The organism is Streptomyces sp. NPDC059850 (genome assembly GCF_042731515.1).
Classification (GTDB): domain Bacteria; phylum Actinomycetota; class Actinomycetes; order Streptomycetales; family Streptomycetaceae; genus Streptomyces.
In genome coordinates this window covers 178,297-197,366 of the sequence record NZ_JBHWJI010000013.1, presented here as the reverse complement: position 1 = coordinate 197,366, position 19,070 = coordinate 178,297, and the positions used below count along the sequence as shown (strand labels likewise).

Below are 19,070 nucleotides of genomic sequence, written 5' to 3'. Positions count from 1 at the left end.
GCTCCTCGTTTTTGATTTTTTTGTTGTTTTGTTTTTTTTTTTATACATTTTCTGGCGGTGGGGTGCGCCCCCGACCCCTCCGCCGCCCCCCCCCGCCCGGGGTTCAGCGCCTCCTGGAGCTGAGGCCGCGTCAGACCTCGACCACCACGGGGAGGATCATCGGGCGCCGGCGGTAGCTGTCGGACACCCACTTGCCCACGGCTCGGCGCACGAGCTGCTGGATCTGGTGGGGCTCCGCGACGCCGTCGGAAGCCGACTTGGCCAGGGCGTCCTCGATCTTCGGGAGGACCGCGGAGAAGGCCCCGTCCTCGATACCGGAGCCTCTGGCCTGGATGTGCGGACCACCCACGATCTTGCCGGTCGTGCTGTCGACGACCACGAAGACCGAGATGATCCCCTCCTCGCCCAGGATCCGGCGGTCCTTGAGCGAGCTTTCGGTGACGTCGCCGACCGAGAGGCCGTCCACGTACACATAGCCCGCCTGCACCTTGCCGGTGATCTTCGCGATGCCGCCGACCAGGTCGACCACCACTCCGTCCTCGGCGATGACACAGCGGTTCTTCGGGACGCCGGTCAGGGCGCCCAGTTCGGCGTTGGCGCGCAGATGGCGCCATTCGCCGTGGACCGGCATCAGGTTCTTGGGCTTGCAGATGTTGTAGAAGTACAGCAGCTCACCGGCCGAGGCGTGGCCGGAGACGTGCACCTTGGCGTTGCCCTTGTGGACGACGTGCGCGCCCCAGCGGGTGAGCCCGTTGATGACGCGGTAGACCGCGTTCTCGTTGCCCGGGATGAGCGACGACGCCAGGATCACCGTGTCGCCCGGGACGATGCGGATCTGGTGATCGCGGTTGGCCATCCGGGACAGCGCGGCCATCGGCTCGCCCTGGGAGCCGGTGCAGACGAGCACCACCTCGTCGTCCGGGAGGTCGTCCAGGGTCTTCACGTCCACCACGAGGCCTGCGGGGACCCGTAGATAGCCCAGGTCGCGGGCGATCCCCATGTTGCGGACCATCGAGCGGCCGACGAAGGCCACCCGGCGCCCGTACTCATGGGCCGCGTCGAGGATCTGCTGGATGCGGTGCACATGGCTGGCGAAGCTCGCGACGATGATGCGCTTCTGGGCGCTCGCGAAGACCTGGCCCAGCACGTTGGAGATGTCGCGTTCCGGCGGGACGAAGCCGGGGACCTCGGCGTTGGTGGAGTCCGACAGCAGCAGATCGATGCCCTCCTCGCCGAGCTTGGCGAAGGCGGGCAGGTCGGTGAGGCGGCCGTCCAGCGGCAGCTGGTCCATCTTGAAGTCGCCGGTGTGCACGGCGAGACCCGCCGGGGTGCGGATGGCGACCGCGAGGGCGTCCGGGATGGAGTGGTTGACCGCCACGAACTCGCACTCGAAGGGGCCGATCCGCTCGAGGTTCCCCTCCTCCACCTCCAGCGTGTACGGGCGGATCCGGTGCTCCTGGAGCTTCGCCTCGATCAGGGCGAGGGTGAGCTTGGAGCCGATCAGCGGGATGTCCGGCTTCTCGCGGAGCAGGAACGGCACGCCGCCGATGTGGTCCTCGTGCCCATGGGTGAGCACGATGCCGTCGATGTCGTCGAGGCGGTCCCGGATGGACGTGAAGTCCGGCAGGATCAAGTCGACTCCGGGCTGCTCCTCCTCGGGGAAGAGCACCCCGCAGTCGACGATCAGCAGCCGGCCACCGTATTCGAAGACCGTCATGTTGCGGCCGATTTCGCCGAGGCCGCCGAGCGGGGTGACACGCAGGCCACCCTCGGGAAGCTTCGGCGGCGGGCCGAGTTCAGGGTGCGGATGACTCAAAAGACTCTCCTCACCACGCGCGCCACATGCCCCCTGGGGCACATGGCGCGCGTGACATTCGTGCACTTGCTGATGTGTCTGTATGTAGTTGTGAAGTATGAAGGTGCGACTATCGCGTCTTTGACTAGAGCTGTACCCCGCCAGCGGCAAGATCGCGCTTGAGCTGTTCCGTTTCCTCCGGGGACAGCTCGACGAGCGGCAGCCGCAGCGGCCCGGCGGGCAGGCCCTGGAGGGCGAGCGCGGCCTTCGACGTGATGACGCCCTGGGTGCGGAACATCCCGGTGAAGACCGGGAGCAGCTGCTGGTGGATCTCCGTAGCCTTCGCGACGTCGCCCTGGAGATGGGCTTCGAGCATGGCGCGCAGTTCGGGGCTGACGAGGTGGCCCACCACGGAGACGAAGCCCACGGCGCCGACCGACAGCAGCGGCAGGTTCAGCATGTCGTCGCCGGAGTACCAGGCGAGGCGGCTGCGGGCGATGGCCCAGCTGGCGCGCCCGAGGTCGCCCTTGGCGTCCTTGTTGGCGACGATGCGCGGGTGCTCGGCGAGCCGGACCATGGTCTCGGTGCCGATCGGGACACCGCTGCGGCCGGGGATGTCGTAGAGCATGACCGGCAGGCCGGTGGCGTCCGCGATGGCGGTGAAGTGGCGCAGGAGGCCTTCCTGCGGGGGCTTGCTGTAGTACGGGGTGACGGCGAGCAGGCCATTGGCACCCGCCTGCTCCGCCGCGCGGGCGAGCTCCACGCTGTGCCTGGTGTCGTTGGTGCCGGCTCCGGCTACGACGTGGGCGCGGTCGCCGACCGCCTCCACCACGGCTCGTACTAGCTCGGCTTTCTCCGCATCGCTGGTGGTCGGGGACTCGCCGGTGGTGCCGTTGACGATCAGGCCGTCATTGCCGGCGTCCACCAGATGAGTGGCGAGCCGCTGGGCGCCGTCGAGGTCGAGCGCTCCGTCAGCGGTGAATGGCGTGACCATGGCGGTCAGCACCCGCCCGAAAGGGGTCTGCGATGTGGATGTCGGTGCCATGGGCACCACGCTACTCGTAGCGCGCCCCGCAGCGCTCGCTCGGGGCGGCGGAACAGCGCCACCGGAGAGGACCCGGCACTGCCTGCTCGGGGGTTCAAGCAGTGCCGGGCCCCTTTGTTCAGCCTAGATGAACTTCTCGAAACGCCGCAATACGGACACTTCGCTCGCGCTACGGAGCCACCCTCCCATTGGCGTTGAACGCGGCGTGGGTGAGCGGCATCAGCCCGGCCCACGCCTCCTCCATCTTCTCCCCCACCATCTCGATCTCCCGCTGCGGGAACGACGGCACGGCGGCCTGCTCATGCTGGGTGCGCAGGCCCAGGAAGTGCATCAGCGAGCGCGCGTTGCATGTCGCGTACATCGAGGAGTACAGACCGACCGGGAGCACCGCGCGGGCCACCTCGCGGGCGACCCCGGCGGCCAGCATCTCCTGGTACGCCTCGTACGCGTGGCGGTAGGCGTCCTCCATCGCGCGGCCGGTGAGCGCGTGCTGCTCGGGAGTGCCGTCGACGAACTCGTACTTCCCCGGGCGGCCCTGCTGGACCAGCTTGCGGTCCTCGCCTGGCACGTAGAAGACCGGCTCCAGACGGCGGTAGCGACCGGACTCCTCGTTGTACGACCAGCCCACGCGGTGCCGCATGAACTCGCGGAAGACGAAGATCGGGGCGCTGATGAAGAAGGTCATCGAGTTGTGCTCGAACGGGCTGCCGTGCCGGTCGCGCATCAGGAAGTTGATCAGTCCCTTGGAGCGCTCCGGGTCCTTCGTCAGCTCGTCGAGGGACTGCTCACCCGCGGTGGACACCCGCGCGGCCCACAGGACGTCGGAGTCGGCGGCGCTGTGCTTCACCAGCTCGACGGTCACATCGCTGCGGAAACTGGCCTTCTCGGTCTCGGCCGGGCGCTCGGCCGGGCTCTCCGCCGGGCGCTCGGCGGGGGTCTCGGCGGGGGTCTCGCTCACCGACGGGTCCTTCCATATCTGCATCGCTCAGGGCGCGCCCAGCTTACGGGCCACCACCGACAGGTCCGCTCCGCCCGGCACCCGTACGCCCTCGCAGAAAATTTTGACTGAAGTTCGTGAAACAGGGCACCAGGAAGGTCGTTCACACGTCCTACACACTGAAGTGCCCGCGCTCGAGGTTCCAAGGAGAGCCCGCTCATGTTCCGCCGGCGAGAGCCCGTACCGTTCGCCTTCGTCGCCGAAGCCGATCGTTTCCGCAGTAATGTCACCCCGCCTCCCCACCCCAGGGCGTCCCGGTCCGAGATAACCGGCCGGACGCTGATGGGGCTGACGATCGTCGCCGGTTTCGTCGGCGCTCTGATGTTCGGGATGCCCGCGCTCGACAGTCAGTCGCACCCCACTCAGCAGGTGCAGGAGGCATCACACGGGCGCTGAGCAGTGCTGAGATAGCCTCACTCAGCACAGACCAACGGACGTGTTGTGTGAGTGAGGACATCCTGTGCCCCTGCCCTTCCTGACAGCCGAACGCGCACATGACGACGACCGAGCGGGGCCGGAAGCGGCCCCGCTCTCGCATGTCGACGTCACGTATGCCGAGGGCGCCTACGAGGACCCGGAGCGCCGGCGCCGCCCGTACCGGCCGGGTCCCTGGCGGGTCGGCGGGGCGGCGGTGCTGCTCCTGCTCGCCTCGTATCTCCTCTTCTCGGCGCTGATCATCATCCTGGCGGGCTCCGGGTCCACGGCGGGGGTGTGTGTCGCCGCGGCGGCGCTGGCGATCGCCTTCGCGTTCCGGATGGTGGGGGCGGGCGTCCGGGCGAGTGCGCGGGGGCTGCGGCGGACCGGTCTGTTCTCGTCGACGACGCTCGCCTGGCAGGACGTCGCGTCGATACACACGGTCCAGCGGCCGGTGCGCGTGCTGGGCCTTCCGCGCACCGCGCAGGGTCAGGCGGTGCTCGCCGAGCGGACGTCGGGCGGTGCCCCGCTGACCCTGTTCACCAGCCACGACACCGATTTCCTGAGGCGCCCCGAGGCCTTCCGCTCGGCCGTCGACACCCTGGACGGATGGGTCGCCCGGTACCGCCGCTAGGGGCCTGGCCCCGCTAGCCGGAGAGGTCGGCGGCCCGGACCGGCTTGCCGTCGTGGAGGGCGATGGCGCGCTGCATCGCCTTGCGGGCGCGGGCGGTGTCGCGGGCGTCGTGGTACGCGACGGCGAGCCGGAACCAGGAGCGCCAGTCCTCCGGCGCCGCCTCCGTCTCGGCTTGCCGCTTGGCGAAGACCGCGTCCGCCGAGTCCCGGTCGATGCGCCCGCTCGGCGTTCGCACCAGCTCATCGACCGGAAGGCCGCCCTCGGCGTCCAGTTCGCGCGCGAGCCGGTCGGCACTGCGCGCGAACTGGGTGGTCTTCCACAGGAACCAGCCGCCGATGAGCGGCAGCACCAGGACGGCAGCGCCGTAGGCGACGGTCACCGGGGTGCCCTGCCGGATGAGCAGCACCCCGCGGTCGCCGACCAGCACGAAGTAGACGACCAGGACGGCCGCGAGGACGAAATATGTGAGTTTTGCGCGCACCGGTGTGCCCTCAGTCCAGATCGAGGAAGTGTTCCAGGCCGAAGGTCAGGCCGGGGGTGGTGACCACGCGCCGCGCGCCGAGCAGGATACCCGGCATGAAGCTGCTGTGGTGGATCGAGTCATGGCGGATGGTGAGGGTCTCGCCCTCGCCGCCGAGCAGGACCTCCTGGTGGGCGAGGAGTCCGCGCAGCCGTACGGAGTGCACCGGCACCCCGTCCACCGAGGCACCCCGGGCGCCTTCGAGACCCGTCGCCGTCGCGTCCGGCTGCGGGGCGCGGTCGGCCTCGCGGCGGGCCTCGGCGATCAGCTGGGCGGTGCGGGCCGCGGTGCCCGAGGGCGCGTCCACCTTGCCCGGGTGGTGCAGCTCGATGACCTCGACCGATTCGAAGAAGCGGGCGGCCTGGCGGGCGAAGCGCATGGTCAGCACGGCGCCGATGGAGAAGTTGGGGGCGATGAGCACGCCGGTGCGGGGCGACGCGTCGAGCCAGCCGCGCAGCTGCGCGAGGCGCTCGTCGGTCCAGCCGGTGGTGCCGACGACGCCGTGGATGCCGTGCCGTACGCAGAAGTCGAGGTTGCCCATCACCGAGCCCGGGTCGGTCAGCTCGACCGCGACCTCGGCGCCCGCCTCGACCATGGTCTCCAGCTTGTCGCCCCGGCCGAGGGTGGCGACCAGCTCCATGTCCTCGGCGGACTCGACAGCCCGTACGGCCTCGGAGCCGATCCGGCCCTTGGCACCCAGGACGGCCACGCGCAGCTTGCTCATCGTTCCACTTCCCTTTGCTTCTCTCCGGCCAGGCGGCCTCTCCGGCTAGGCGACGGCCTCGTCCAGCCGGGCCGCCTGCTTGTCCTTCAGCGGGCCGATGACCGACAGCGAAGGACGCTGCCCCAGTACATCGCGGGCCACCTCGCGCACCTCGTCCGGGGTGACCGACTGGATCCGGGCGAGCATGTCGTCCACCGACATCTGGTCGGCCCAGCACAGCTCGCTCTTGCCGATGCGGTTCATCAGCGCGCCGGTGTCCTCCAGGCCCAGCACCGTGGAGCCGGAGAGCTGGCCGATGGCGCGCCGCAGCTCCTCGTCGGTGAGGCCGTCGCTCGCGACCTGGTCCAGCTCGTCGCGGCAGATCTTGAGGACGTCGTGCACCTGGCTCGGACGGCAGCCCGCGTAGACGCCGAAGAGACCGCAGTCGGCGAAGCCGGAGTTGTACGAGTAGACGCTGTAGGCGAGGCCGCGCTTCTCCCGGACCTCCTGGAAGAGCCGGGAACTCATGCCGCCGCCGAGCGCCGTGTTGAGCACGCCGAGCGCCCAGCGCCGGTCGTCGGTGCGCGGGATGCCGGGCATGCCGAGGATGACGTGCGCCTGCTCGGTCTTGCGGTTCAGCAGCTCGACCCGGCCCGCGGTGCGGATCGTCTTGGAACCGGCGCGCGGGGCGATCGGGTCCGCGCCTGTGCGGGTGAGGGCGCCCGCCTGCTCGAAGGCGTCGCTCACCTGCGCCACGACCGTGTCGTGGTCGACGTTGCCCGCGGCGGCGACGACCAGGTGGGTGGGGTCGTAGTGCTTCTTGTAGAAGCGGGCGATCTGGTCGCGGCCGAGCCCGTTGACGGTGTCGACGGTGCCCAGGACGGGGCGGCCGAGCGGGGTGTCGCCGAGCATGGTGTGCGAGAACAGATCGTGGACGCAGTCGCCCGGGTCGTCCTCGGTCATCGCGATCTCTTCGAGGATGACGCCGCGCTCGGCGTCCACGTCAGCCGTGTCGATCACCGAGCCGGTCAGCATGTCGCAGACGACGTCGATGGCCAGCGGCAGATCGGTGTCGAGCACCCGCGCGTAGTAGCAGGTGTACTCCTTCGCGGTGAACGCGTTCATCTCGCCGCCGACCGCGTCGATGGCGGCCGAGATGTCGAGCGCGCTGCGCCGCCGGGTGCCCTTGAAGAGCAGGTGCTCCAGGTAGTGGGTGGCGCCGTTGAGCGTCGGGGTCTCGTCGCGGGAGCCCACGTGCGCCCAGATGCCGAAGGTGGCGGAGCGCACGGACGGCAGGGTTTCGGTGAGGATGCGCAGGCCGCTCGGGAGCGTGGTCCTGCGGACCGTACCGATGCCCCTCTCGCCCGCGAGAAGCGTTTGGGTACGGGCGACGGCCCGCCCCTCCGAAGAGGTGCGGGCCGTCGTCACGTCGTCGCGGGACGTCACTTGGAAGCTTCGTCCTTCGCGTCGTCGTCCGCGTCGTTCTTCTCGTCTTCACCCTCGATGACCGGGTGCAGCGACAGCTTGCCGCGCTGGTCGATCTCGGCGATCTCGACCTGCACCTTGGAGCCCACCGCGAGCACGTCCTCGACGTTCTCCACGCGCTTGCCACCGGCGAGCTTGCGGATCTGCGAGATGTGCAGCAGCCCGTCCTTGCCCGGGAGCAGGGAGACGAAGGCGCCGAAGGTGGTGGTCTTCACGACCGTGCCCAGGTAGCGCTCGCCGACCTCGGGCATCGTCGGGTTGGCGATGCCGTTGATCGTCGCGCGGGCGGCCTCGGCGGCCGGGCCGTCGGCGGCACCGATGTAGATCGTGCCGTCGTCCTCGATGGTGATCTCGGCGCCGGTGTCCTCCTGGATCTGGTTGATCATCTTGCCCTTCGGGCCGATGACCTCACCGATCTTGTCCACCGGGATCTTGACGGTGATGATCCGCGGGGCGTTCGGGGACATCTCGTCCGGCGTGTCGATGGCTTCCATCATCACGTCGAGGATGTGCAGCCGGGCGTCGCGGGCCTGCTTGAGGGCCGCGGCCAGGACGGAGGCCGGGATGCCGTCCAGCTTGGTGTCCAGCTGGAGGGCGGTCACGAACTGCTTGGTGCCGGCGACCTTGAAGTCCATGTCACCGAACGCGTCCTCCGCACCGAGGATGTCGGTGAGGGTGACGTAGTGGGTCTCGCCGTCGATCTCCTGGGAGATCAGGCCCATCGCGATGCCCGCGACCGGGGACTTCAGCGGCACACCGGCGTTCAGCAGCGACATCGTGGAGGCGCAGACCGAGCCCATGGAGGTCGAGCCGTTGGAGCCGAGCGCCTCGGAGACCTGGCGGATGGCGTACGGGAACTCCTCGCGGGTCGGCAGCACGGGCAGCAGCGCCCGCTCGGCCAGCGCGCCGTGGCCGATCTCGCGGCGCTTCGGGGAGCCGACGCGGCCGGTCTCACCGGTGGAGTACGGCGGGAAGTTGTAGTTGTGCATGTAGCGACGGCGCGTCTCGGGCGAGAGCGTGTCGAGCTGCTGCTCCATGCGGAGCATGTTCAGCGTGGTGACGCCCAGGATCTGGGTCTCGCCGCGCTCGAACAGCGCCGAGCCGTGGACCCGCGGGATCGCCTCGACCTCGGCGGCGAGCGTACGGATGTCCGTGACGCCGCGGCCGTCGATGCGCTTCTTCTCCTTGATGACGCGCTCGCGCACCAGGGACTTGGTCAGCGAGCGGTACGCGGCGGAGATCTCCTTCTCGCGTCCCTCGAACTGCGGCAGCAGCTTCTCGGCGGCCAGCGCCTTGACGCGGTCCAGCTCGGTCTCGCGCTCCTGCTTGCCCGCGATGGTGAGCGCCTGGGACAGCTCGTCGCGGACGGCGGCGGTCAGCGCCTCCAGGACGTCGTCCTGGTAGTCCAGGAAGATCGGGAACTCGCCGGTGGGCTTGGCGGCCTTGGCGGCGAGGTCCGACTGGGCCTTGCACAGGACCTTGATGTACGGCTTGGCGGCCTCGAGGCCGGCCGCGACGATCTCCTCGGTCGGCGCCTCGGCGCCGTCCTTGACCAGCTGGATGGTCTGCGTGGTGGCCTCGGCCTCGACCATCATGATCGCGACGTCGCCGTCCTCCAGGACGCGACCGGCGACGACCATGTCGAAGACGGCGTCCTCCAGCTCGCTGTGGGTCGGGAAGGCGACCCACTGGCCCTTGATCAGGGCGACGCGGGTGCCGCCGATCGGGCCGGAGAAGGGCAGGCCCGCGAGCTGGGTGGAGCAGGAGGCGGCGTTGATCGCGACCACGTCGTAGAGGTGGTCGGGGTTGAGCGCCATGATCGTCTCGACGACCTGGATCTCGTTGCGCAGGCCCTTCTTGAAGGACGGGCGCAGCGGGCGGTCGATCAGGCGGCAGGTGAGGATCGCGTCCTCGGAGGGGCGGCCCTCGCGCCGGAAGAACGAGCCGGGGATGCGCCCGGCGGCGTACATGCGCTCCTCGACGTCGACCGTCAGCGGGAAGAAGTCGAGCTGGTCCTTCGGGTTCTTCGAAGCGGTGGTGGCCGACAGCACCATGGTGTCGTCGTCCAGGTAGGCCACGGCGGAGCCGGCGGCCTGACGGGCCAGGCGGCCCGTCTCGAAGCGGACGGTGCGGGTGCCGAAGGTCCCGTTGTCGATGACGGCCTCGGCGTAGTGGGTCTCGTTCTCCACCAGGGAAATCTCCTCGTCTGCGTCCCCGTCCGTATGACGGTGGACGGTGGTGGAGCAGCGCCTCCGTGCCGTGCTGTCCGGCGGCCGGGCCGGTCTTCGATCGAAGCCACCGGAATTGCCAGTTCCGGGAGCCACTACCGAGGACCGGCTCCTATGGCGCCGGTGTGGCGGGAATGAGGCGCTCCTCCTCGTGCGTTATGGCGTTGTTGGGACCAGACTACAAAGCTTCGGCCATCATCACGATGGCTGTGTGGTCTGGCGCGTACGGGACGTAGCGGACAAGCTGCGCTCCGTACCGGACCGTACGGCGCGGCACGTGGCCCCGCGTACGGCAAAGGGAGCGGCCCCCGACGCGGGAACCGCTCCCTTCACGACGACTTACTTGGCGCCCGCCGCACCGCGACGGATGCCGAGGCGCTCGACCAGCGCACGGAAGCGCGTGATGTCCTTCTTCGCCAGGTACTGCAGCAGCCGGCGGCGCTGGCCGACCAGCAGCAGCAGACCACGGCGGGAGTGGTGGTCGTGCTTGTGGGTCTTGAGGTGCTCGGTCAGGTCGGAGATGCGACGCGACAGCAGCGCGACCTGGACCTCCGGGGAGCCCGTGTCGCCTTCCTTCGTGGCGAACTCGGTCATGATCTGCTTCTTCGTAGCGGCGTCGAGCGACACGCGTACTCCTAGGTTTCTCTGTTTCAGCCGCCGAGTGCCCCTGGTCTTTGTCTCAGGGGATCTTCCGTGACTCGGAAGGCGGGGTCCGCTGGGCGCTGTCTCCAGGACCTTCGGGGAAGGCTCCGGGGGCGCGTACGCAAACGGCCAGCACACAGAGTACCAGTGTCCGGACTCGGCTCCGGAGGCAACCGCTGCGCACTCGTGGAGGCCACCGCTACGCACTCGCCGCGGCGGCCTCCACGGCGTTCAGCAGCGGGCGGACGACCCGTTTGACGGGCTCCAGGACCGGGTCCGCCGGGCGCCGCCGATGCCAGTCGGTGACCGCCTGGTAGGCGGCGACCACCTCCAGCAGGCGGTCCTCCTCGTACGGAGCGCCGCCGAGGATCGCGCCGGTCGGCATACCGGCCGTGAAGCCGATGGGGAAGCCGATCTCCGGAAGGCCCAGGATGTCGAACGGTACCGGGCTGGTCTGCAGCAGTACGTCGCACTGGTCGAACGGACCGTCGAGCACCGCGCGCAGCAGATGGTGCTTGGCGCGCTGGGCGGTGATCCACTCGTCGCCGGAGATCATCAGCCCCTGGAGCCAGCCCAGCACCGAGACGCCGAACTTCGTCAGGTCCTCGCGCAGCCAGTGCCGGAACGGTTCGGTGCGCTCGCTCAGGCGTGCGGCGTTGAACGCGCTGCCGGTGAGCAGGGACCAGTCGGATGGGTAACGGATCTCCACGAGGGTGACGCCGGGCAGATCCGCCAGGGTGTCCAGGAGCGCCGAGCGCCGGGCGATGCCGTCGGTGAAGCCCGGCGGCACGCCGATCCGGGTGGGTCGGCGAAGCCGTACCTTCCCCTTGGGCGAGACCACGGGGGTGGCCGCGCGCACCAGGTTGGGCAGGCGCGGCAGTCCCTGGGTCCGCGGGTCCTCGGCGTCCGGTCCTGCCATGACGGTCAGCATGATCGCCGCGTCCATCGCGTCGCGGGCGATCGGGCCGCAGTGGTCGCGGGTGTACGAGAGCGGGATGACGCCGTTCAGGGAGACGCGGCCCATCGTGGGCTTCAGTCCGGTGAGGTTCTGCCGGTTGGCCGGGTTGACGATGGAACCGCCGGTCTGGGTGCCGATGGAGGACGACGCCATCCGCCCGGCGACCGCGCAGGCCGGTCCGGTGGACGAACCGCCGGGGTCGATGAGCGGGTTGTCGGGGGTCCAGGCGTTGACGGTGGTGATCAGACCGGCGGGCGTGGTGGCGCGGGTGGTGGCCAGCGGTCCCATCTGCCCCTTGCCGAGCAGGATGCCGCCCGCCGTCTTGAGCCGGGCGACGGCGGTGGCGTCGGTGACCGGCACGAAGTCTTCGAAGATGAAGGAGTTGGCGCGGGTGGGCACGCCCTTGGTGAAGTAGTTGTCCTTGACGCACAGCGGAACCCCGGCCAGCGGCCCGCGGTCCTTGTGCGACCGGTCGGCGGTATAGGCCGCGAGCAGCGCCTGCTTCCCGGTCACCTCGGCGTACGCCTGGTAGGTCTTGTCGTACTTCTCGACGCGGTCCAGATACGCCTGCACGAGGTCCGCGGAGGTGAGCCGCCCGGTGCGGATCAGGACGACGGCCTCGGCGAGCGTGGCCTCCGTGGGATCGTGCCGCGCCGCCTGACGCACCGGCAGGTCGGGGACGGTGAGGGCGGGAGTGGTGGGCGCGGGCTTCTTACGGGACGGAGCTGCGGTCGCCGGTGCGGCGGACGCGGCCAGGGCGCCACCGGCCCCGGCGGCGGCCGAAGCGGCGAGGAACGTCCGGCGGTTGAGGTCCCGGCCCATCAGCGGTCCGCCTCCCCGGTCCAGGCGGTGGTGATCGACGGGTACGCGAGCGGTGCGGCCTCCTGCTGCGCGTACGCCGCCCCCAACGCGCCGCCCACGCCGCCCGTCGGCGGCGTCCAGTCGGCCAGCGCGCCGGGCGTCGTGGCGACGAACTCGCGCAGCGCCACCATGATCACGGCCCGGGTGGGCGTGCCGGTCTCGGGGTCGGCCACGTCCGGGAGCTGGTCTATGTCGACTCCGGCCAGTGCCAGCCGGGCCCGTATGTACGCGTCCAGCGCGTCGCTGTCCAAGGGTGTCTCCGAATGATCGCGTGGGTGTGGCGGTGGATCGAGCGGTTGTCGTGGACCGGCTGTCCTAGAACACCGGCATGGCCGTCAGCTTCTCGTTGTGCAGCAGGAAGACCCGGTTCCCGGATCCCATCAGCCGCCAGCTGCCCGCGCCGCCCTGCGCGTACGGCCAGGCGACGCCTCCTCTGCGGGCGTCCACGGCCACGACGCCCCGCTGGCCGAAGTCGTCGATCATCACCCAGACGCTGTTGCCCTGCACCACCGGCGGCGCGAGGGGATGGTGCTCGGACGCGATAACGGTCACCGTCCAGGTGTCCGAACCGTCCGACGCCCGGCGGGCGGTCAGGTCGGCGCCGTCCACGGCGTGGACGACACCGTCGCGCACGGCCGGTGCGCTCCAGCCGAGTTCGCCGGTGGCGGTGCGCGCCCACTTCTCCTTGCCGTCCGCGAGCGAGAGCGCGGCCAGGGTGCGCCCGCCCAGGTAGACCGTGTCGTCGGCGGCAGCCGGGGTGACGGGGGTGGCGCCCTGCCCGTCGCGGTGCCAGACGGGCTTGCCGTCGGCGGTGTCGTACCCGGTCACCTTGGAGTCGGCGCCGTGGACCACCAGCCGGTCGCCCGCCACCAGCGCGGCGGGGGCGGTCCGGCCTTCCGGGCCCGCCGCCGTCCACAGGGTCGTGCGGGAGGCGAGCGATACGGCGCGGATCCGGCCGTCGCGGGTAGTGAGGTAGACGGCCCGGTCGTCGGCGGCGAGCAGGGCCCGCGCGTTCGCCCGCGCGGCCTTCCACCGTTCCTTGCCGTCCGCTGCGCGCAACGCCCGTACCCCGCCTCGCGTGTCGGCGGCGAGAACGGTGCCTTCCGTGTCTTCGGTGTCGCCGGAGACCGCGAGGGCGCGTCCGGTCAGCCCGGTGACCTTCGAGGTCCAGCGCGGCTTTCCGTCGCGTACGCCATGGGCGCGCAGTCGGCCGCCCTTAGCCGGGACGACCACGAGGTCATCGACGGGGAGCGGCGCGGGCACGTCCTGATCGGCGCGGTCCAGGGGACCGATGTCGACGGGTCCCCACAGGGGCGAGGGCGCGACACCCTCTTCGTACTTCGCCAGCGGCTTCGCGTCCCACGGATGCGTACCGTCCGCCGCGTCCCCGTCGTCGCGCAGCAGCCACCACGCCCCGGCGCCGCCGCCCGCCGCGAGCACCGTGCCGCCCGCGGCGAGGGCGGTGATCAGCCTGCGCCGGGTGGGGCGGGCGGGCTCGTCGCCGGGCATGGTGGCCATCCGGCGGGCGTCCGCCTCGCGCCGCGCGATGTCCTCCGCGAGCGGTCCGGTACGCCAGATCCGGTGGGCGCCGCGAGGCGGCGCCAGTTGCCCGGCGAGCGCGTCGAGGGCGGGCCGGTCCGCGGCCTCTTTGGCGAGGCAGGGCCCGGCCAGGGCCCGTATGTCCTCCGGGACGGCGCCGAGTTCCGGCTCGCCGTGCACCACCTGGTACTGCACGGCGGCCACGTGCCCGCCCTCGTAGACCGGCCGCCCGCCCGCCGCGTACGCCAGGACCACGCCCAGCGAGAAGACGTCCCCCGCGGGCCCGGTCCGCCGCCCCAGGACCTGTTCGGGCGCGGCGTAGCCGGGGGTGGCGGGCGACTGTCCGGTGGTGGTGAGGGTGAGTCCGTGCTCGGGGCGGGCGATACCGAAGTCGATGATCCTGGGGCCGCGCGAGGTGAGCACGATGTTCGACGGCTTGAGGTCGCGGTGCACAAGACCGGCGCCGTGGATCTCCCGCAGTGTCGTCACGAGCGCCGCGCCCAGCGCCCTGACGGCGGGTTCGCCGAGCGCCCCGTACCGCTCGACGGCCTGGTCGAGCGTGGGCCCCACCAGGAACTCGGTGGCGATCCACGGCCGTCCGCCCTCGGTCTGCGCCGCCAGCACCCGCGCCACCCCGCCGCTGCGCACGGCCTGTGCCGCGTACGCCTCGCGGAGGAAGCGGCGGGCCATCTCCGGATCGTGCGCCAGCTCGGGCCGCAGCACCTTGACGGCCGCGGTCCGGCCCTGCGTGTCCCGCCCGAGGTACACCTGGCCCATTCCGCCCGCCCCGAGCACGCCGGTGAGGCGGTACGGGCCGAGGCGGAGGGGATCGCCGGTGCCGAGGGGGTTCATGAAGCTCCTGAACGGGGGTGGGGATGGTCGATGAGCCGGTGTCCCGCCGCTACTCGTCGAGCGGAAGGGCGCATACGGCGGGGCCGCGCACGACGATGAGCCGTTTGGCCTTGGGGAGGGCCATGATCGTCGGGATGACACTGCCCTTGTCGCCGAAGGGGCTCTGGAAGGTCCAGGCGACCCGGCGCGTCCGCAGGTCGATCGCCGCGATCCACTGGGCGTCGTTCTCCGGCGAGGCATAGAAGTACCTGCCGTTCACGGTGGAGGTGGCGGAGAAGGAGAGGGGCGTCGCGGTGGACTCGTCCTGCTCCCACAGCAGATGGCCGTTCCGTGCGTCCAGGGCGATGAGGCGGTTGTCGCGCTCCGTCGTATAGACGACGTCGTCCTTGAAGACCGGCGGGCCGTAATGCTGGGCCTGCGGGTCGTAGTGGTCGCCGAACTTCCGGCCCTTGCCGAAGCTCCACGTGGTCTTGCCGTCGGAGAGCCGCAGCGCGAGCAGTTCCCGGCTGCCGAGGAACAGGTGGTCCGAGGCGACGGCATGAGTCGTCCCCAGCTCCGAGTGCTTCTGGGGGACCCGCACCGACCAGCGGGTCGCCCCGGTGCGGGCGTCGATCAGGGAGACCGACTCCCCCTGCGTACGGACGTACGACGACCCCACGGGGGTCGCGACCGGATCGAGGTAGGTGTCGGCCGGGGTGGGCATCGGCCGCCGCCATCTCCGCTCGCCGGTACGCGAGTCAATGGCGATCCGTACCCAGCCCTTGCGGGTCTCCCCTTCGAGGACCAGGGAGCGGCCGACCATGGCCACCAGGCGCGTCTGCAGCGGGTCGAGACCGTCCAACTCGGCGAGCGGCGCGCGAAAGCTGCCCGTGGCGGGGTCGACGGGGGCCAGACGGAGCTGGCTGAGGCCACCGTCCAGCGCGAACAGCCGCTCACCGTCCGACAGTACGGTCTTCGCGCCCCCGATCAGCTGACTCTCCGCGCGCCGCTTGCCGGTCCGCGCGTCGATGTGGAGCAGCGCGCTGTCCGAGGCCAGGGCCAGGTCGTCCCCGACCGGGAGCGCGACGGCGTCGCCGGTCACCTCCCCCGCCGTGGCCTTCCACGCCATGCGCGGCGCTCCTCCCGGAGTGCTCCGGGAGCGCTTCTCGCGCGCGGTGCCCGCCGTATCGTCATCGGGGGCGAGCAGGCCCCAGGCGCCCGCCGCGCCGCCCGCGGCGAGCACGCCGCCGCCGATGGTGAGGAGCCTGCGACGGGTGACGCGGGGCCGCCTGGACGCGGACGTCAGGGTGGGGGATTCCTCCTCATCCGGTACGGGCAGCCGGGAGGGCTGGATCTCCCATACGGCCGCACTGCGCTGGGCGATGTCCGCGAGCACGGCGTCCGGGAGGTGGTCCACGATGTCGCCGGTCGCGTCGTGGAGGAGCGCTCCGAGGTCCGCCGTGCCCGGGCGCTGCGCCGGGTCCTTGGCGAGGCACCGCTCCAGTGCCGGGCGCAGCCCGTCCGGCACACCGCTCAGGTCCGGCTCCTCGTACCGGACCCGGTAGAGCAGGTCCGCGGGCTGTCCGCTGCCGAAGGGCGGGCGGCCGGTCGCCGCGAAGACCAGCACCCCGGCGAGGGCGAAGATGTCGCCCGCCGGGGTGTGTTCGCCGCCGACCGCCTGCTCGGGCGACATATGGGCGGGCGTTCCGGCCGTCGCGCCCGTACGGGTCAGCCGGTCGTCGCCCGCCGCCCGGGCGATGCCGAAGTCGATGACCTTGGGGCCGCGGGCGGTCAGCAGGATGTTGGACGGCTTCAGGTCGCGGTGCACGACATCGGACCGGTGCAGCTGCGCGAGCGCGTCGCACAGGGCGGCGCCGAGCGCCCGTACGGCCGGTTCGGGCAGCGCGCCGCAGAGGGCCACCGCCTCGTCGAGCGGCGGGCCGAGGACGTATTCGGTGGCGAGCCAGGGCGTCGGGGCGAGCGGATCGGCGTCGACGACCTGGGCGCCGTACTGTCCACCGATGACGCGGGCCGCGTCGATCTCCAGCCGGAAGCGGGTGCGGAACACCGTCTGCGCGGCGAACTGCCGGTGCATGGTCTTCAGCGCGACCGTACGCCCGCCGGGCGAGCGGCCGAGATACACGGTGCCCATGCCGCCGCTGCCGAGGCGGGCGACGAGGGCGTACGCGCCGAGCCGCCGCGGGTCGTCGTGGGTGAGGGGTTGGGCCATGGGCGAATCAGTCCACCGGCAGTGCGTAGAGGGAACGTCCGTTCATGACCAGGACCATGCCGGGCACACTGCCCGCGAAGCCGTCGAAGCCACCGGCACCCTGGCCACGGCCGACGGGTGCGAAGCGCCAGCGCCTCGATCCGTCGGCAGCGTTCAGCGCCTCGATCTCGGAGGCGTTGACCTGGAACACGGTCCGGCCCGCGTCACTGATCACGTTATAGCTGTAGGGCATCCCGACTCCCGGCTCGAAGGCGGCTTCGCGCCGCCACCGCGGACGACCGGTGCGGGTGTCGACGGCGTAGGTGACGCTGTGCTCGTCGGTGGCGTACAGCATGCGGCCCCGGACGGCGGGTTCGGTGTACAGGTATCCCTTGGCCGTGAACCGCCAGCGCTGTGTGCCGCTGGTGAGGTCGTGGGCGTGCGCGGTTCTGCCGTCACAGGCGATCAGCAGGCCTCCGGGGGCGATACCCCGGTAGGCCTGTGAGCTGGAGGGCACAACGCCCTTGTAGGAGCGCGTCCACAGTTTCCGGCCGTCCCGCTGCCGGAGTGCCACGTACGACCAGGTCTTGGTCCCGGGCAGGCCGTCGGACGACGCGCCGTTGTTCTCGATGATGAGGGCCCCGTCGCGCAGCACCCCGGGGCGTTGGTCCACACCGCCCGAGCCCGCGTCAGGAAGCGGGGTGCGCCACAGTTCCTCACGCTTCCTGGCGTCGTAGGCGATCACCATCGGCTTCTCGCGGTCCGCGTCCCCTCCCCCGGCCTCCGCCGCCATGAACCAAATGGTGTTGCCGCGGGTGGCCAAGGGGCCCTGGAACGCGGGGCGTTTGCTCCCGTCATAGGCGCGCTCGGTCCACACGACTCTTCCGGTGCGCATCGAGATGGCCGCGAACTCGGGCTCGAGCCAGGATTGACTGGCTTTCAGGAAGAGCCCTCCCCCGAGCGGCCTGAGCGCCTGCGCGGACCACATGTTCTCGCGGGTCCAGAGCTTCTTGCCGTCGCGCAGCCGCACCGCCGTTATCGCGCTCGCACTCGTGCTCGCGAACAGCATGAATTCCCCGCCCAAGATCACGGGCGGGGTCTCCTCCTCGATGTCGATGTCGATGTCGCGCCGCCACAGCGGAGCGGGGGCGGTCCCGCGTACGGACAGCGGTGCCGGTCGGGCGGGCCCGTCGTCCGCCACCGCGCGGAACGCGGCCACCCCTCCTGTCCCCAGGACGAGTCCGGCCGCTCCGGCCAGGCCGCCGAGGGTCAGCGAACGCCGGGACGGTCCGTCTTCGTGGTCACGGCCGACGGGCTCCGTCGCGTCCGGCACCGCCTCCGCCGGGTGCCGGGCGGCCTGTTCGGCGAGGGCTGTCGCGATGGGTTGGGGCAGGCCGCCGCCGAAGCCCGCAGGCGTACGGAGCGCCTGGAGCAGGGCGGCGGGCCGGGGCCGGTGTGCGGGGTCGGGAGACAGGCAGGCGATGACCACCGCCCGGAGCCCTTCCGGGAGCGCATCGGCCCGGCCCGGTGTCCGGCCTGTCGCGGCGTAGGCCAGCACCGCGCCGAGCGCGTAGACGTCACCGTGGGGCTGCGGCCGTTCGCCCGCCCGCTGTTCCGGCGGCAGCGCGGCGGGGTCCACGCCGCGCAGTCCCGTGCGCTCGATCCGGTCCAGGGCCGCGGCCCGGACCAGCCCGTAGCCGGTCAGCCGGGGGCCGTCGGCGGTGAGCAGCACCGCGCCGGGCGATATCCCGGCGAACACCAGACCGTTGGCGTGCGCCCCCGCCAGCGTCTCGGCGAGGGCCGCGCCCAGCGCGCGGACGACCGGCTCCGGGAGCGGGCCGCCGTGTGCGGCCAGCGCGGCGGGCAGGGTGAGGGCGGGGAAGCAGTCGTGGGCCACCCAGGGGAGCCGGGCATCGGCTGGAGCGATATCGGCGACGGGCGCCGCCCACCGCCCGGTCATACGGCGCGAGTTCTCGGCCTCCGCCCGGAACCGCACCCGGTAGGCCGGGTCGTCGGCCAGCGCCGGGTGCGGCAGCGTCAGGACGACGGCGCGGCCCGAGCGGTCGTCGCGCGCGAGGCAGCGGCGCGCGTCCTCGGCCGACCCGTCCCCTGGGGTGACGACGCGGTACGGGCCGATCCGCGGCGTACCGTCGTCGGTCGCACCGGCCCAGCCGTCCACGTACGGCACGTACGGCGGTTCCATAGGTCC

15 protein-coding genes are annotated in these 19,070 nt (G+C 71.3%); 2 read left to right on the top strand and 13 right to left on the bottom strand.

The window, feature by feature from the left end:
• Positions 1-130 precede the first annotated feature (130 nt).
• From ACFV9T_RS13755 to thyX, 3 genes are all read right to left on the bottom strand, one after another.
• Entirely contained in the window at positions 131-1,816 is a 1,686-nt protein-coding gene (locus tag ACFV9T_RS13755) for a ribonuclease J (RefSeq protein WP_385439599.1), read from the bottom strand.
• Positions 1,817-1,940: 124 nt separating this feature from the next.
• Entirely contained in the window at positions 1,941-2,840 is a 900-nt protein-coding gene (dapA, locus tag ACFV9T_RS13750) for a 4-hydroxy-tetrahydrodipicolinate synthase (protein WP_385439598.1), read from the bottom strand.
• 169 nt (positions 2,841-3,009) lie between these two features.
• On the bottom strand, positions 3,010-3,798 hold the full coding sequence (thyX, locus tag ACFV9T_RS13745) for an FAD-dependent thymidylate synthase (RefSeq protein ID WP_385439596.1): 789 nt from the start codon (positions 3,796-3,798) through the stop codon (positions 3,010-3,012).
• Between the two features lie 198 nt (positions 3,799-3,996).
• Between thyX and ACFV9T_RS13740 the strand changes: the two genes are divergently transcribed.
• Both ACFV9T_RS13740 and ACFV9T_RS13735 read left to right on the top strand, forming a co-directional pair.
• The gene (locus tag ACFV9T_RS13740; protein WP_385439594.1) at positions 3,997-4,233 is read left to right on the top strand and encodes a hypothetical protein; all 237 of its coding nucleotides are present in this window, start codon (positions 3,997-3,999) and stop codon (positions 4,231-4,233) included.
• A 64-nt stretch (positions 4,234-4,297) separates the two neighbouring features.
• Positions 4,298-4,885, top strand: a complete 588-nt coding sequence (locus ACFV9T_RS13735) for a hypothetical protein (protein ID WP_385439592.1) — start codon at positions 4,298-4,300, stop codon at positions 4,883-4,885.
• Positions 4,886-4,898: 13 nt separating this feature from the next.
• On the opposite strand, the gene ACFV9T_RS13730 is transcribed toward ACFV9T_RS13735, so the two are convergent.
• The 10 genes from ACFV9T_RS13730 to ACFV9T_RS13685 form a co-directional block, all read right to left on the bottom strand.
• The gene (locus tag ACFV9T_RS13730) at positions 4,899-5,366 is read right to left on the bottom strand and encodes a hypothetical protein (RefSeq protein WP_385439590.1); all 468 of its coding nucleotides are present in this window, start codon (positions 5,364-5,366) and stop codon (positions 4,899-4,901) included.
• A 10-nt stretch (positions 5,367-5,376) separates the two neighbouring features.
• Positions 5,377-6,129, bottom strand: coding sequence for a 4-hydroxy-tetrahydrodipicolinate reductase (dapB, locus tag ACFV9T_RS13725; protein WP_385439588.1), 753 nt, complete (start codon positions 6,127-6,129; stop codon positions 5,377-5,379).
• Positions 6,130-6,174: 45 nt separating this feature from the next.
• Complete coding sequence (locus ACFV9T_RS13720) at positions 6,175-7,554, bottom strand: M16 family metallopeptidase (RefSeq protein ID WP_385439585.1); 1,380 nt, start codon at positions 7,552-7,554, stop codon at positions 6,175-6,177.
• Complete coding sequence (locus tag ACFV9T_RS13715) at positions 7,551-9,782, bottom strand: polyribonucleotide nucleotidyltransferase (RefSeq protein ID WP_385439584.1); 2,232 nt, start codon at positions 9,780-9,782, stop codon at positions 7,551-7,553. The genes ACFV9T_RS13720 and ACFV9T_RS13715 overlap by 4 nt, the downstream gene beginning before the upstream one ends.
• Before the next feature lie 378 nt (positions 9,783-10,160).
• Positions 10,161-10,448, bottom strand: a complete 288-nt coding sequence (gene rpsO, locus ACFV9T_RS13710) for a 30S ribosomal protein S15 (protein WP_009714645.1) — start codon at positions 10,446-10,448, stop codon at positions 10,161-10,163.
• A 214-nt stretch (positions 10,449-10,662) separates the two neighbouring features.
• Positions 10,663-12,243, bottom strand: a complete 1,581-nt coding sequence (locus tag ACFV9T_RS13705; RefSeq protein WP_385439580.1) for an amidase — start codon at positions 12,241-12,243, stop codon at positions 10,663-10,665.
• The gene (locus tag ACFV9T_RS13700; RefSeq protein WP_385439578.1) at positions 12,243-12,533 is read right to left on the bottom strand and encodes a hypothetical protein; all 291 of its coding nucleotides are present in this window, start codon (positions 12,531-12,533) and stop codon (positions 12,243-12,245) included. Before ACFV9T_RS13700 ends, ACFV9T_RS13705 begins: the two co-directional genes overlap by 1 nt.
• Before the next feature lie 64 nt (positions 12,534-12,597).
• Complete coding sequence (locus ACFV9T_RS13695; protein WP_385439576.1) at positions 12,598-14,673, bottom strand: PQQ-binding-like beta-propeller repeat protein; 2,076 nt, start codon at positions 14,671-14,673, stop codon at positions 12,598-12,600.
• Between the two features lie 49 nt (positions 14,674-14,722).
• Complete coding sequence (locus ACFV9T_RS13690) at positions 14,723-16,882, bottom strand: PQQ-binding-like beta-propeller repeat protein (RefSeq protein WP_385439574.1); 2,160 nt, start codon at positions 16,880-16,882, stop codon at positions 14,723-14,725.
• Positions 16,883-16,889: 7 nt separating this feature from the next.
• Positions 16,890-19,064 carry a PQQ-binding-like beta-propeller repeat protein gene (locus ACFV9T_RS13685; RefSeq protein WP_385439572.1) on the bottom strand — a complete coding sequence of 725 codons (2,175 nt, stop codon included), beginning with the start codon at positions 19,062-19,064 and terminating at the stop codon, positions 16,890-16,892.
• Positions 19,065-19,070 lie beyond the last annotated feature (6 nt).

What these genes read in the sequence shown, in the direction of transcription:
- dapA (WP_385439598.1), bottom strand. Translation starts at nt 2,840, where the DNA reads ATGGCACCGACATCCACATCGCAGACCCCTTTCGGGCGGGTGCTGACC.
- ACFV9T_RS13740 (WP_385439594.1), top strand. Translation starts at nt 3,997, where the DNA reads ATGTTCCGCCGGCGAGAGCCCGTACCGTTCGCCTTCGTCGCCGAAGCC.
- dapB (WP_385439588.1), bottom strand. Translation starts at nt 6,129, where the DNA reads ATGAGCAAGCTGCGCGTGGCCGTCCTGGGTGCCAAGGGCCGGATCGGC.
- ACFV9T_RS13705 (WP_385439580.1), bottom strand. Translation starts at nt 12,243, where the DNA reads ATGGGCCGGGACCTCAACCGCCGGACGTTCCTCGCCGCTTCGGCCGCC.
- ACFV9T_RS13695 (WP_385439576.1), bottom strand. Translation starts at nt 14,673, where the DNA reads ATGAACCCCCTCGGCACCGGCGATCCCCTCCGCCTCGGCCCGTACCGC.
- ACFV9T_RS13690 (WP_385439574.1), bottom strand. Translation starts at nt 16,882, where the DNA reads ATGGCCCAACCCCTCACCCACGACGACCCGCGGCGGCTCGGCGCGTAC.
- ACFV9T_RS13685 (WP_385439572.1), bottom strand. Translation starts at nt 19,064, where the DNA reads ATGGAACCGCCGTACGTGCCGTACGTGGACGGCTGGGCCGGTGCGACC.